Below are 13817 nucleotides of genomic sequence, written 5' to 3' on the forward strand. Positions count from 1 at the left end.
TAAGGAGAAGGTGGAGCGGCTTTAGCTTTAAAGACGTTACTTAAGAAGTTACAAATTTTACTACAGCGGGCGGCGTCTAAAAAGCGGCGCTCGTTTTTGTGCAACTCCCAAACGGGCTGCCGCTGATGAGGTTATTGTGGCCAATGGGCTCCCTGGGCGGGTAGGGGTTGGTCATCGAGGTGGGCTGTATCCTCCACCAGCGATAGGCGCCCCTGGGCAAACCATTGCACCACGGTGGGGTAGAGTTGGTGTTCTTGCACGAGCACTCGGCTGGCCAAAGCATCGGCGTCGTCATCGGCCTCAACCGGCACTATGGCCTGGGCAATCACTGGGCCACCATCGAGCTGAGCGGTTACAAAGTGCACGCTCACCCCGTGCTCTTGATCTCCGGCATCCAGGGCGCGCTGGTGAGTGTGTAGGCCAGGGTATTTAGGCAGCAAAGAAGGGTGAATATTTAAGGTGCGGCCCAGGTAATGTTCCGTGAACCCTGACGTTAAAATGCGCATAAAACCAGCCAGCACCAGTAAATCTGGCTGGTAGGCATCGATGCATTGTATCAATGCTTGGTCGTAGCTCTCGCGGTCGGCGAAGTCCCGGTGGCTGAGGATTTGGGTGGCAATGCCAGCGTCGTTGGCACGAGTAAGGCCGAACGCGCTGGCTTTGTTGCTGATAACCGCAGCGATGTCGATATCTAAGCTGCCGTTTTTCTGGCCGTCGATCAAAGCCTGTAAATTACTGCCGCTACCCGAAATTAACACCACCACTTGGCAGGGCTTGGAAGAGCTTTGCGCCATGGTTAGGCTTGCCCACCGATGAATTGCACCGCATCTTCACCTTCAGCTTTGCTAGCGATCTCGCCAATCAGCCAGGCACTTTCGCCATCTTTCTTAAGCAGGGCCAGAGCTTCGTCAACATTGGCGGCCGGCAAAGCGATAACCATACCCACGCCGCAGTTAAAGGTGCGCATCATTTCGGATTCGGCCACGCCACCGTGCTCTTGCAGCCAGTTGAAGATGGCCGGCATCTGCCAGCTACTTTGATCGATAACCGCTTTGCAGTCGTCTGGCAGTACACGGGGAATGTTTTCCGTCAGGCCACCACCGGTGATGTGCGCCAAAGCATGTAGCGGTTGAGCCGCCATTAACTGCAGCAAGGATTTGACGTAAATTCGAGTCGGCTCTAGCAGGTGTGTGGCCAGCGGTTTGCCATCCAGCTCGGCGTTTAAGTCGGCCTTGGCGACGTCAATGATTTTACGAATCAGAGAGTAACCGTTGGAGTGGGGGCCGCTGGAGGCCAGTGCGATTAACGCGTCGCCAGGCTTCACCTGGCTGCCGTCTAGGATTTCTGACTTTTCCACAACGCCGACGCAAAAACCGGCCAGGTCGTAGTCTTCGCCTTCGTACATGCCTGGCATTTCCGCGGTTTCGCCACCCACCAGGGCACAACCGGCCAATTGGCAGCCTGCGCCAATGCCAGAAACCACATCGGCCGCTACGTCTACGTTCAGCTGGCCAGTGGCATAGTAGTCTAGGAAGAACAACGGCTCGGCGCCGGCAACTACCAGGTCGTTGACGCACATGGCAACTAGGTCGATGCCGATGGTTTCGTGTTGCTGTAAATCCATAGCCAGGCGTAATTTGGTGCCTACGCCATCGGTGCCAGAGACCAAAACAGGCTGTTTGTATTTGCTGGGGATTTCACACAGGGCTCCGAATCCGCCCAAGCCGCCAAGCACCTCAGGGCGAGTGGTTCTTTTCGCCACGCTTTTGATGCGATCGACCAGGGCATTACCTGCGTCAATATCGACACCGGCATCTTTGTAACTCAGTGATGGCTTGTGTTCGTCGGTCATGGAGATTGTCTGTTTCCCGTTGCTGTGTGTGGTTCTGACAGGCAGCGTGAGCCGGCGTGTCGGCGCAGCTACCTTGTGGAAGGCGATACCGCCTAAAAAGGCCGGCTAGTCTACCAGCACCGGAGCCGGTTGACACTAGCAAGGCCATAAGGATGGCGTTAAAGCGTGTTCCGAACTGCCAGGCTATGATTAAAATGGCGGCCGAGCGAATAGGCCAACTGGTAAATTAACCGCTGACTGAGATTAGCGCACTTCTCAAAGCCAGGCCGCTGGTGTAGTGTTGCGCCGGAAAAATGGCGCTATATAGAGGGTTTTGGGGCATGGGAAAGATAAAATTTGGGGCTCTAGCAGTGATAGCCTGCTTGAGTGTTTGGTTGGCGGCCAGCCATGCCAGTGCCGAAACCCGGCTCGATCTTTACTCTGCAAAGGTTGAAATCGCAGACCGTACCGCAGCCACGCGTGGTCGAGTACTCAGCCAAGCGCTGGCTCAGGTTCTTGTGAAAGTCACCGGCAGCCGTTTGTATTTAGAAAACCCACTGGTGGTAGAAGCCCTAGAACAAAGCAGCCGCTATTTGCAGGCTTACAGTTACACCACGCTGCCGCCGAATATCACCTACCTACAGGCGCGTTTTGGTCCTTCCACCATCAATAATTTGCTAAGCGAAGCCGACATTCCGGTTTGGCCTGCTAACCGGCCAGAGGTTTTGGTGTGGTTAGTGATGAAAGATTATCAAACCGGCACTGCGCTGATTACTCCCGAAAGCTTCACTGACCCTGAGTCCCCGCTGGCGATGTTGCAGCAGTTGCAGGAGTCAGCTACTGCCGTAGGCCTACCTATTGCGTTGCCCACACGGGAATTTACAGCCTCAGACGATTCCGCTGCTGGCACCGGTGATAACTCGGATATTGTCCGAGATCCCCAGTCCAAAACGGAGATAGGGGCAGACGAACAGAGTGAGGTAGAGTCCTTTGCTACCGGTATTTCGGCGCGAACCCTTTGGGCGTTGGATATGCCAGCCATTGAGCAGGTATCCCAGGGCTACGGTGCCGACAGCATTCTTGTTGGACGGGTGGCTAAAACGTCTTCTGGCAGTTGGCGAATTGGCTGGCGCTACCAGCAAGGCAGTCGTAGTGAGGTGTTTGACAGCAGCGATTTGCAATTTGATGTGGCACTGGCCGACGGCCTGTCGGAAGTGACCCGCTATTTGTCTTCCATCTATTCCGTCTCAGCCAGCCGCGCCGACGGCGAGCCAACGCCGGCCATCATTACCGGCATCGACAGTTTTAAATCCTACGCCAATGCGGTGAATTACCTTGATGGTTTGGCGGCCTTGAGCCATTACGACATTCAAGCGGTGGACGGCGACACTTTGGTATTAACGTTTTACATCAACGGTGACTATCGTAGTCTGACCACGGCCTTGGCCTTGGATCGTCAACTGCAACCCGTAGCCAACGATACCGCCGTCGCCACGGCGCCTGCGGTGCAATTATTGTGGGTGGGTGACTAGTGCAGTTGGTTGTAGCCATGCGGCGGTTTTGGGGGGAGAAAGCGGTTTGACGTCCAACACTCCCGGCCAACAGCTGGCGCTACCGGTTAATCTTGAGGTGGAGCCTAGCTTCGCAAATTATTACCTGCCAGAGGATTCCCCCAATCTGCAAGCTACCCGCTGTTTGTATCAAATGGCCTGCGGCAACGGTGAGGTGGTGGCCTTTATTTGGGGCGGCGCCGGCGTTGGCCTAAGCCATTTGCTGCAGGCCTGCGCCAGCCACGCCAGCGCAACTGGGGTAGCAGCCCACTATGCGAGTTTGGCGGGTGGATTGGCCCCGTCGGAGTTAAACGAACTGAACCCGACGGCTTTACTGTGCATTGATGACGTCGATGTGGTGGCGGGTAAGCCCGAGTGGGAGCGCGCGGTGTTCCACGCATTTAATCGCATTAAGGATCAGGGCGGACGCATCATTTTTGCTAGCCATACCCCGCCCAACACCCTGGCTGTTGGGTTGCCAGATTTGCTCAGCCGCCTGCTGTGGGGGCCGGTTTATCAATTAGTCCCCCTGGACGACGCCGCCAAGGTGCGAGCACTGCAATTGCAGGCCCACAGCTTGGGTATGCAAATTGGCGAGGACGTTGCGCAATACGTGGTTAACCATAGCCCGCGGGGGTTGGCCAGTTTGTTTGCGGTTCTGGCGCGCTTGGATCAAGAAACCTTGGTATCAAAGCGCCGGTTGACCATTCCTTTTATCAAGCAGGTGCTAGAGCTTTAGCGTTAATGGTTGCTTGTATTTCTTATGTGAGGAGTCTGTGTGGGCTTCGTTTATCTGGCGGTAGCCATTGTGGCGGAAGTGATTGCCACGGCAGCACTAAAGGCGTCTGATCAATTCTCCAAGCCGTGGCCCAGCACGTTAGTGGTGGTGGGCTATGGCGTGGCCTTTTATTGCTTATCTCTAACCTTGAAGACCGTACCCATAGGCGTTGCCTACGCGATCTGGTCGGGTATGGGCATTGTGTTAATTGCTGCGGTGGGCTTTTTGGTATTTGGGCAGAAGCCCGATCTGGCGACGTTAATCGGCATGGCGCTGATCATCGCTGGGGTGGTGGTGATGAATGTGTTTTCGAAGTCTTCCGGCCACTGATGCAGTAGCCGAAAAGAGCGTGAGCTAGGGCGTAACACAGGTGGCACACAGGGCGTAAAAGCCGCGTGGGTCGTCCAGTTTGTCCAATGCTAACCAGGGCTCCAGCACGCGCTGCACGTGGGCCATAAAACTTGGTGAGAGGGTACTCTGGGTGGCTAACCCCAAGGCGCTTTTCACGCTGTGGGTGACGGTGGCTTTGTTAATTTCGGCCACCAGCTGTTCCACCGGCGTAAGTGGCTTTTTAATGGCCTCTATGTCGTAGTCATCCAGGCCCGCCATTTCTGCGGCGCGGCCGATAACGTCATCCAGGTTACCCAAATTATCCACCAAGCCCAGCTCCAAGGCTTTGCTGCCACTCCATACGCGCCCCTGGGCAATACGATCCACCGCTTCGGGTGACGTGTCGCGAGCTTGGGAGACGATGTCCAAAAACACCCGATACATGTGATTGATGCTTTGCTGCACCAGAGACTGGGTCATCGGCGATAGCTCGCGATCGATGCGCATGGCGCCGGCCAAGTCCGTGGTGGATAAACCGTCGGTGTGAATGCCGACCTTTTCTAAGCTCTGTTCTACCGTGGGGAAAGCGGCAAACACGCCGATTGAGCCTGTGATGGTGGTGGGGGTGGCCCAGATTTCATCACCGGCGGTGGCCATCCAGTAGCCCCCGGAGGCTGCTACGCTGCCCATGGATATGGCGATGGGTATATCGCGGCTACGGCGCAGCTCCAACAATCCCTGGCGGATGGCTTCACTGGCGTTAACACCGCCGCCGCCACTGTCGATGCGCACTACCAAGGCTTTGACGGCTTTGTCGTCTTGCACTTGTTCCAGCTGTTGTAGAAAGCTTTGATCACCGATTTCGCCATTGGGCCGATCACCCTGAGCAATGGTGCCGCGAGCGGTGATCACCGCAACCTTGGCCTTGGTGCCCGGAATAAATCCGGCCCGGCGAATGGATAGGTAATTGGCGTGATCCACCGCGTATTCTTGGTCTTTGCCCAGCTTGGGCTCAATAAACGCACGCCACTGGGCGCTGGTGGTGAGCTCATCCACGAGGCCCGCGTCCAATGCCAGGCGACCAAAATCACCCTGGTATTCCTGCAGCGACTTATCCATGGTGTTGATAAAATCATTTAGCGCGCCGGCGGGTAGTTGGCGTAATTCTTCAATGCGAGAGGCGTAAACACCCCACAACTCGTTAAGCCAAAGTTGGTTGTTTTCTTTTGCCTCCTGGGACATGTCGTTGCGCATAAAGGGCTCCATGGCGGATTTAAAATCACCGGCGCGGAACACGTGCATATTCACTGATAGCTTATCCAGTGCCTCTTTGAAGTAGTTGCGATAGCTAGCAAAGCCGGTAACCAATACGCTGCCAAGCGGATCCATGCGCACTTCATTCGCGTGAGCAGCGAGGTAGTATTGTTCCTGTGAAAGATTGGTGCCATAGGCGTAGATGGGCTTTTCTGTGGCGCGGAAGCGATCCAGCGCCTGGCCAATCTCCTCCAGTTTACTGATGCCACCTCCGGCCAGTTCATCCAGTTTCAGCACCATGGCGCTGATATTATCGTCCGCCGCCGCCAGATCTATGGCATCCACCAAGTCCGATACTAAGGTCTCGGCGTTTTCGGCTTGCTGGCCGCCGAGCAGCTGGGTCATTGGGTCTATGTAGGTGTATTGGTCCACCAGAAGGCCCGATGGTGCCAACACCAGCAGGCTTTCGTTGCTGATTTGTAGCGGCTTTTTGGGCCAAAGCGCGGTGACAATGATAACCAGCAGCAGTAAAAACAGCAGATTAAAAAAGGCCACGCGCAGCCAGGTTACGGTGCGCCAAATGCCGCCAAAGAAACGGCGAAAGAGTCCGGGGGAGCTTGCGCTCATAGGGTTTTCCTTTTGCTGATCTCAATATTGGGCGGATTGGTGTTTCCCGGCCAAAAGTAATTTGTGCACATGATAGTGCTTCAGTCTGAAATGGTTGGATGCCGATCTTCGCTTAACCGTTTACACCTGGGCCTCACGCAGAGCGACCTGCCAGCGTTGAACGTAGCGGCTGGCCATCATCGCGCTGACAAACATCACTACCGTTAGCGTTACGCCAATGCCGTCGGTCCAATGGCGCAGAGGGGATCCCAGTTCTACCACATAGGCGGTGAAATACGCCAAGAGCACGAAACACAACCAAGAGTAAGTGCGGTAATTGACCTTGGCAATAAGGCCGGGGATGAATATCAACAGGGGAATCAACTGCATTCCCAATTTCGTCAGGGAAAACCCGTGCACAAATTGGCCGAGTATCAACAGGGCTATTAATAGGCCAAAGCTTACCACCGTGATCCTGTAGTGGAGTTCGGCTTTGCTTTGCCATTGTTCAACAGTGTCGGTCATGGTGGATCTTCCTAGGGTTGCGCCGAGAGCTTGAGCGCTAATTGCGCCAAACGTCGGCCTTGGGCGCGGCACAGTTGGCGCTCGTGTTCGGTAAGCTCCTCGGAGCTGTGGGCGTGATGTGAGGCGCCGTAGGGCGTGCCTCCGGATTGCGTGTTGGTCAAGGTCTGTTCGCTAAACGGGATGCCGGCCAGCACCATGCCATGGTGCAGCAAAGGCACCATCATGGTGAGCAGGGTGGACTCCTGGCCGCCGTGGAGGCTGGCCGACGAGGTAAATACGCCGGCCGGCTTGTTGATGAGCGCCCCGCTGAGCCACAAATCGCTGGTGCCATCCCAAAAATATTTCATGGCTGCGGCCATATTGCCAAAGCGAGTGGGGCTGCCCACGGCCAAGCCGGAACACTGGGCCAGGTCTTCGGTGTTGCAATAAACAGCGCCTTGGTCGGGAATGTCCGGCTCGGTGGCTTGGCAGTTGGGTGACACTGCCGGCACGGTACGGACGCGGCTTTCAATGCCATCGATTTCGTCAATACCCTGGGCTATTTCCAGGGCCAGGGCTTGGGTGGCGCCGTTGCGGCTGTAGTACAACACTAAAACATAGGGTAGGGCGGACATGGTTCGGCTCTGGGCTCCTTACAAAAAACGGTTTACGTTCTCGGGCGGGCGCCCCAGTACCGCTTGGTCGCCCTTCACCACGATTGGGCGTTCGATTAATTTGGGGTATTGAGCCATAAAATCGATCAACTGCTGCTCGCTCAGTTCTGGGTTTTTGAGGTTGTTGCCTTTGTAGTCGCTCTCGCCTTTACGCAACAAGTCGCGGGCGAAGATGCCTAACTTGGTTAACAGCGAGCCGATTTCTTCCGCATTGAGCGGGTTTTCAAGATACAGTACCACCTCTGGTGTAATGCCTGCGGCCTCAATCAATTGCAGGGTGTTGCGCGATTTGGAGCAGCGAGGATTGTGGTAAATGGTCAGCATGTGGGTTCCTATGTTGTGCCAGCGATTATAAGCAGTTAGCGTAGCATTGTGAGAAATAACTTTAACGCTATACACTGCACCCACCTGTGCGGCGGGCTTAGGCTGTCGGCTGGTTGGTCATCAATTTTGGGGATACGTTACGGTAAGGGGCGGTATGTTAGCAAACGTTAGTATGGAATCGCTAAGGGCGCGTGGCCGCTATGTATGGCGTCTGGTGATCGAGGTGTATCAACATTTTATGGCGCGGGATTGCCAGCAAAGTGCAGCATCGCTGACCTACGTCTCTTTGTTTGCGCTAGTGCCTATGTTAACCCTGGTGTATTCGCTGGTGTCGATCTTACCGGCCTCCGGTGAGCTGGAGACGATGCTGCAAAAGGTGATTTTCGAAAACTTGGTGCCCACCAGTGGCCAGGCAGTGCAAGAGCATTTAGCCAGCTTTACAGAGCGAGCTCGCAGCTTAACCCTGCCTGGGGTGGCGGTGTTGGTGGTGACCGCCTATTTGATGCTGAAAAATATCGAGAAGACCTTCAATAAAATCTGGGGGGTGGAGCAGGCGCGCAGCGGTCTGTCCAACTTCCTCATCTATCAGGCCGTGCTCACCCTTGGGCCCATTTTGATTGGTGCCGGTTTGGCCATCAGTACCTATTTGTTATCCATCAAGTTGCGCTGGGGTGGGTTGGAGGACTTCGGCCTGGGGCCCGTGTTGCTGGGGTATTTGCCCGGCGTGTTGGCGGCCATCGCATTCACTTTGTTTTTTGCCATGGTGCCCAATTGCAGTGTGCCCATGAAAGAGGCCGCCATAGGTGGCTTGATAACCGCCATTTTGTTTGAAACCGGTAAAAACCTGTTTACGGCGCTGGTGGCCAAAAGCAGCTACGAGCTCATTTACGGTGCCTTTGCCATTGTGCCGTTATTCTTGTTGTGGATTTACGTGCTCTGGTCTCTGATTTTGGGCGGGGCGGTACTGGTGCGGTGTTTGGTGCACCTGCGCATCGAGGCCTCCGCCAAAGGCTATACAGAGCTAATGGCAGCTATGGTGTTCGTTTCTCAGGTGGTGAAAGGAATGCGAGGCGGTTCGGCGGTACGCGCCGCTAATGCCTACCGCTGGGGGGTACATCCTGAGCAGTTTAACCGCATCAAAAACAACCTGTTGAAGGCCCGGATATTAGCCGAAACCAATTCCGGTCGCTTTGTTTTGGGTCGCACGCTGGATTCTATCACCGTGCGTGACATCGAACATTGCGTGGCGCGTTCTGAGTTAGGCCAGGTTAAAACGTTTAGTGGCCATTTGGAGCCCTGGCAGGAAAAGCTCCAGCAGCGCATTGCTGAGTGCCAGGTCCATCAATCCAGTGCGCTTAACATAACGTTGCTGGAGTTGTTCGAGGTGCCGAAAACGCCATCCTAATCGTTCTTTAGCCGCCGTTGGCTACCCGCACAGGGCAGAAATCGGATTAACTTCTATACTGTTGAAAAAACGGAATTAACCGAACACTGTCCATGACCATACCATTACTGATTTGCGACGACTCCAGCATGGCCCGCAAGCAAGTGGCCCGATCCCTGCCGCAGGGCTGGGACGTTGATGTCACTTTCGCGGCGAACGGCATTGAGGGCCTGGCGGCCATTCAGCAGGGGCGAGGTGAAATGGTATTTCTCGATCTAACCATGCCGGAAATGGACGGCTATGAGGTATTGGAAGCCATTCGCAAGGACAACCACAAGTGCATCGTCATTGTGATTTCCGGAGATATTCAGCCGGATGCTCGGGACAGGGTACTGCGCCTCGGGGCTCTGGAGTTCATTCGCAAGCCTATTAATCAGACTTCGTTAACTGAGGTGCTACAACGATTTGGCTTGCTCTAGCTTTGGCTTGCTTTAATCAATAACAATAAGGTACCCAGACAAGGCCACGCCTGTGAAAAACCTGCTAAGCGAAGATGATCAAGATGCCTTAAGAGAAACCTGTAACCTGGCTATGGGGGCCGGTGGCGAAGCGCTGTTCGATTTTACCGGTCAGTTCGTTACATTATCCATTCCTAAAATACAGCAGTTGGGTGGCCAATCCGAGCCACGGGATCTGCTGGCGGAAATGGGATCGGTCAATGCTATCAGCGTGGCCGCACAAGAGTTTAGTCTTGGCCAAGCTTCGGCCAGTGCCCTTTGCGTGGCCTGTAGTGAAAGCCTAGCGGTGTTGGAAAACGCGCCCGGAGTCAGCAGCAGTGCGGTAGGTGCGCGCTTTCACCAGCAGATGAGTCAGGTGTTGATTTGTACGGCATTAAGGCGTTTTGCCGAGGTGCTCGAGCTGGAGCTCGCTTTGGCACCATTGCAGCTGTTGCATCACAACCAGCCTTGGGGCAAGGTCGATCTGCCAAAAATAGCCCTGCTGGGCGATACGCTCAGTGTGGAAATGAACTATCGGCTAGAAAGCCACGTGTATAATGCCAGCTTGGTATTTTGTCTGCCGGAGCCCATGCAAACTTCCGTATTGGCTGCTCTGCATAGGCTGATGGCATAATAAGCCAACGTTAAAGGACGCTGTCCTGACTAGCCACAACTACCAATCGACGCTAGCACGCAAACGCTCCACCCCAGTACGCTCCTACATCTTAAAGCGGCCTCAGATTACCGCTGTAGGCCCCAGCTTTTTTCAGTACAATGCCGGCCCATCAGGTTGCTTTAAGCCTACTCCCACCTTCGTTGGAATCATTGTGTCTGAATCGTTTTTGCAGCAGTTATCTTCCTTTGGTCAGCGCTTTTGCGCCGACAGCGGCACCTTTACTCTTATGGATGACTTGGGTAAGGCGCTGACGGTCAATCCCGATATGCTGTTTTTGGGTGGAGGTAACCCGGCTCGCATTGAGGCAGTAGAGTACGAGATTAAGCTGGCTCTAGAGGCGATCCTTGCCGCCCCCGACGGCATTCAGAAGATGTACGGTAACTATCAGTCACCCCAGGGCGACCCGGAATTCCTGGAGGCCCTGGCCAGTTACTTTCAGCGCCATTGCGGTTGGCCGGTGACCAGTGCCAACATTGCCTTAGCCAACGGCAGCCAAGCGGCGTTTTTTGTGCTGTTTAATATGTTCGCCGGTGATTTCGAGGATGGCAGTCGCAAGCAGGTGCTATTGCCCATGGCGCCGGAATATATCGGCTACAGTAGCTCTGGGCTTTGTGACGAATTCTTTTGTTCGGTGAAACCGCAAATCGAAATATTGCCCGGCAATCAGTTTAAATATCACGTCGATTTCGACCAGCTACCGTTATCCGACCCTGGCGCCAGCCAAGGCATTGGAGCTGTCTGTTTGTCTCGTCCAACTAACCCTACAGGCAATGTAATCAGTGACGACGAGTTGGCGCGCTTGAGTGCCCTGGCCTGCGCGCGGCAAGTGCCGCTGATTATTGATGCCGCCTATGGATTGCCTTTCCCTGGTATTCTCTTTAGTGATGCCGGTGCCCCCTGGGATGACAACACGGTTTATATGCTCAGCTTATCCAAAATTGGCTTGCCGGGTGTGAGAACCGGCATCGTTGTCGCCAATCCAGAGGTGATAGCGGCCTATACCAAAGCCAATACCGCACTGAACTTGGCGTGCTCCAGCGCCGGGCCTGCCTTGGCTAAACATTGGTTGCAAAATGACCACATCAACACCATTAGTCGGCAGATGGTGCAGCCGTACTACGCCCAGGCATCACGTACCGCCATTGAATTAATCACTAACGCTTGCGCTGATCTTCCGGTTAAGATTCACGCTCCGCAGGGGGCTATTTTCCTTTGGCTGTGGTGCCAAGATCTGCCCATTAGCAGCCAGGAATTGTACCAAAGGCTGAAAACCCGGGGTGTTTTGGTGTTGTCTGGTCATCATTTCTTTATCGGATTGGAAGACAGCGGCTGGCCCCATGCCCAACAATGCCTGCGTATTACCTACTGCCAGCCGCGGCCAGTGTTGGAACAAGCCGTAGCGATATTGGCCGACGAACTGACCCAGGTTTATGGGTAGGCTCGCCAATGACTCCCGCGCAGTGATCTGGTATTGAAGCCAGCTTGGGCGCAAATTCAACCGCTGTTTTTTCGATTGCTATGAAACAACCCATTTATCTTGATTACGCTGCCACCACACCGGTAGACCCTCGAGTGGCCGAAGCCATGACGCGGTGCTTAACCATGGATGGCATATTCGCCAACCCAGCCTCGCGCTCTCATCGTTATGGCTGGCAGGCAGAGGAGGCCGTGGAAAACGCACGCCGGCAGGTGGCCGATTTGATTGCCACCGACCCGCGCGCAGTGGTTTGGACCAGCGGCGCCACCGAGGCCAATAACCTTGCCATTAAAGGTGTTGCCCAGGCGCACGGCAAGCCCGGTAGCCATTTCATTACTTCCACAATTGAACACAAAGCGGTGCTGGATTGCTTCGCGGTGCTGGAAGAGCAGGGGTACGCGGTCACCTATCTGCAGCCCAATGAACAGGGCGAAATCGAGCCAGAGCAAGTGGCCAAAGCACTGCGACCTGAGACGGTGCTGGTGTCGCTGATGCTGGTAAACAATGAACTGGGTGTGATCAACGATATTGAAGCTATCAGCCAATTGTGCCGTCAGCAAGATGTGTTGTTGCACGTGGATGCTGCCCAAGGCGCCGGTAAACTGGCCATCGATGCGCAGCAATTGGGGGTGGATTTGATGTCGTTGTCGGCGCACAAGGTGTACGGCCCCAAAGGGGTGGGTGCGCTCTATGTGCGTCGGACTCCGCCGGTGGTGATCAGTGCGCAAATGCACGGCGGTGGCCACGAGCGCGGTATGCGTTCGGGCACTCTGGCTACCCACCAATGCGTTGGTATGGGCGAAGCGTTTGCCATTGCCAAGCTAGAGTTAGAGCAGGATCAACACCATTACCACGCCCTAATGTCTGCTCTGGTGGACGGTGTTTTGGCAGCGGGCGATGTCTCCATTAACGGCGCTGCGTCCAATAAGGTCGCCAATATCGTCAATTTTGCCTTCCATGGCCAGGAAGGGGACCGTTTGATGATGGTTTTAAAAGATTTGGCGGTCAGTTCCGGTTCGGCCTGCACCTCGGCCAGCGTGGAGCCTTCGTATGTGTTGCAGCAGATTGGCGTGGGGCGGGAATTGGCCCACGCTTCATTGCGTTTCAGCGTGGGAAGATTTACGCAAATGGATGATATCGATCGGGCGGTGGCCAGCGTTCAGGACGGCTTGGCTAAACTGAGCCGGTTGTCGTAATCCCTGCGCGCTGGCTGACTTAAGGCGTAGGCAAAATGTCGGAATCGGCGTATAATTCGCGCTCTTTTTTTGGCGCTTTGGCCAAGAAATGGACAGTGCGCGGTGTCGTAACCCGAACCACAGCGCACGCGGGGCTGCTTATTTGCAGCCAATAGCTATACAAATATTCGGCTTGTCGCCCAGGCGGCAGGCCTGCCTAGTGCTCCGCGCAATCGTAAACGCAGGGCAGCCGGCTGAGAATACAGTACTTCAATTATTCAGTCTTACTTATGGAGATCGCAATGGCGGTAGAAAAGACCCTTTCAATTATTAAGCCAGATGCAGTTGCTAAAAATGTCATCGGTGAAATCAACGCTCGCTTCGAAAAAGCTGGCCTAACACTGGTCGCCATGAAAATGGTTCACCTGGACGACGAAAAAGCGGGCGGTTTCTACGCCGAGCACAAAGAGCGTCCTTTCTTTAAAGACTTGGTTGCTTTTATGACTTCCGGCCCTGTTGTTGTTCAGGTTTTGGAAGGTGAAAACGCCATCCTGGCCAACCGTGATTTGATGGGTGCCACCAATCCAAAAGAAGCGGCTGCCGGAACCATCCGCGCTGACTTCGCCAGCTCCATCGATGCCAACGCCGTTCACGGTTCTGACTCTCCTGCGTCTGCCGAGCGTGAAATCGCTTACTTCTTTGGCGCCGACGAGATCCACTCTCGTTAAATAAGCCAACAGCGGACCCTAAGGCACCT

At 54.8% G+C, this 13817-nt stretch carries 15 protein-coding genes; 9 read left to right on the forward strand and 6 right to left on the reverse strand.

Annotated features, from left to right (window positions below; genetic code table 11):
- Positions 1-131: 131 nt before the first annotated feature.
- The gene (gene purN, locus ACGHM3_RS09015; protein ID WP_345418529.1) at positions 132-794 is read right to left on the reverse strand and encodes a phosphoribosylglycinamide formyltransferase; all 663 of its coding nucleotides are present in this window, start codon (positions 792-794) and stop codon (positions 132-134) included.
- 2 nt (positions 795-796) lie between these two features.
- Entirely contained in the window at positions 797-1852 is a 1056-nt protein-coding gene (purM, locus tag ACGHM3_RS09020) for a phosphoribosylformylglycinamidine cyclo-ligase (protein ID WP_345418532.1), read from the reverse strand.
- A gap of 320 nt (positions 1853-2172) precedes the next feature.
- On the opposite strand from purM, the gene ACGHM3_RS09025 reads away from it, so the two are divergent.
- The 3 genes from ACGHM3_RS09025 to ACGHM3_RS09035 are packed head-to-tail and all read left to right on the forward strand — an operon-like array spanning position 2173 to position 4489.
- Complete coding sequence (locus ACGHM3_RS09025) at positions 2173-3363, forward strand: DUF2066 domain-containing protein (protein WP_345418535.1); 1191 nt, start codon at positions 2173-2175, stop codon at positions 3361-3363.
- A gap of 46 nt (positions 3364-3409) precedes the next feature.
- Positions 3410-4120, forward strand: a complete 711-nt coding sequence (gene hda, locus ACGHM3_RS09030) for a DnaA regulatory inactivator Hda (protein ID WP_345418538.1) — start codon at positions 3410-3412, stop codon at positions 4118-4120.
- A gap of 39 nt (positions 4121-4159) precedes the next feature.
- On the forward strand, positions 4160-4489 hold the full coding sequence (locus ACGHM3_RS09035; RefSeq protein ID WP_345418541.1) for a multidrug efflux SMR transporter: 330 nt from the start codon (positions 4160-4162) through the stop codon (positions 4487-4489).
- Between the two features lie 24 nt (positions 4490-4513).
- Here the strand turns inward: ACGHM3_RS09035 and sppA are convergent, their stop codons facing one another.
- The 4 genes from sppA to arsC form a co-directional block, all read right to left on the reverse strand.
- Positions 4514-6370, reverse strand: coding sequence for a signal peptide peptidase SppA (sppA, locus tag ACGHM3_RS09040; protein WP_345418544.1), 1857 nt, complete (start codon positions 6368-6370; stop codon positions 4514-4516).
- 120 nt (positions 6371-6490) lie between these two features.
- Positions 6491-6874, reverse strand: coding sequence for a DUF2069 domain-containing protein (locus tag ACGHM3_RS09045; RefSeq protein ID WP_345418547.1), 384 nt, complete (start codon positions 6872-6874; stop codon positions 6491-6493).
- Between the two features lie 11 nt (positions 6875-6885).
- Positions 6886-7488, reverse strand: a complete 603-nt coding sequence (gene wrbA / locus ACGHM3_RS09050; RefSeq protein ID WP_345418548.1) for an NAD(P)H:quinone oxidoreductase — start codon at positions 7486-7488, stop codon at positions 6886-6888.
- Between the two features lie 18 nt (positions 7489-7506).
- Entirely contained in the window at positions 7507-7851 is a 345-nt protein-coding gene (gene arsC, locus ACGHM3_RS09055) for an arsenate reductase (glutaredoxin) (protein WP_345418550.1), read from the reverse strand.
- 154 nt (positions 7852-8005) lie between these two features.
- On the opposite strand from arsC, the gene ACGHM3_RS09060 reads away from it, so the two are divergent.
- The 6 genes from ACGHM3_RS09060 to ndk all read left to right on the forward strand — a co-directional run bounded on the left by ACGHM3_RS09060 (position 8006) and on the right by ndk (position 13788).
- Entirely contained in the window at positions 8006-9256 is a 1251-nt protein-coding gene (locus tag ACGHM3_RS09060) for a YihY family inner membrane protein (protein ID WP_345418554.1), read from the forward strand.
- Positions 9257-9348: 92 nt separating this feature from the next.
- Complete coding sequence (locus ACGHM3_RS09065) at positions 9349-9714, forward strand: response regulator (RefSeq protein WP_345418559.1); 366 nt, start codon at positions 9349-9351, stop codon at positions 9712-9714.
- Positions 9715-9766: 52 nt separating this feature from the next.
- A complete protein-coding gene (locus ACGHM3_RS09070) occupies positions 9767-10366 on the forward strand; it encodes a hypothetical protein (RefSeq protein ID WP_345418562.1) in 600 nt (199 codons plus the stop codon).
- A 193-nt stretch (positions 10367-10559) separates the two neighbouring features.
- Complete coding sequence (locus ACGHM3_RS09075) at positions 10560-11846, forward strand: valine--pyruvate transaminase (RefSeq protein ID WP_345418565.1); 1287 nt, start codon at positions 10560-10562, stop codon at positions 11844-11846.
- A gap of 80 nt (positions 11847-11926) precedes the next feature.
- Positions 11927-13081, forward strand: coding sequence for an IscS subfamily cysteine desulfurase (locus ACGHM3_RS09080; protein ID WP_345418568.1), 1155 nt, complete (start codon positions 11927-11929; stop codon positions 13079-13081).
- A 281-nt stretch (positions 13082-13362) separates the two neighbouring features.
- Positions 13363-13788 (forward strand): nucleoside-diphosphate kinase, encoded by a 426-nt coding sequence (ndk, locus tag ACGHM3_RS09085; RefSeq protein WP_345418574.1) that lies wholly within the window; start codon positions 13363-13365, stop codon positions 13786-13788.
- Positions 13789-13817: the final 29 nt, after the last annotated feature.

The organism is Halioxenophilus aromaticivorans, assembly GCF_042850945.1.
Lineage (GTDB): Bacteria > Pseudomonadota > Gammaproteobacteria > Pseudomonadales > Cellvibrionaceae > Halioxenophilus > Halioxenophilus aromaticivorans.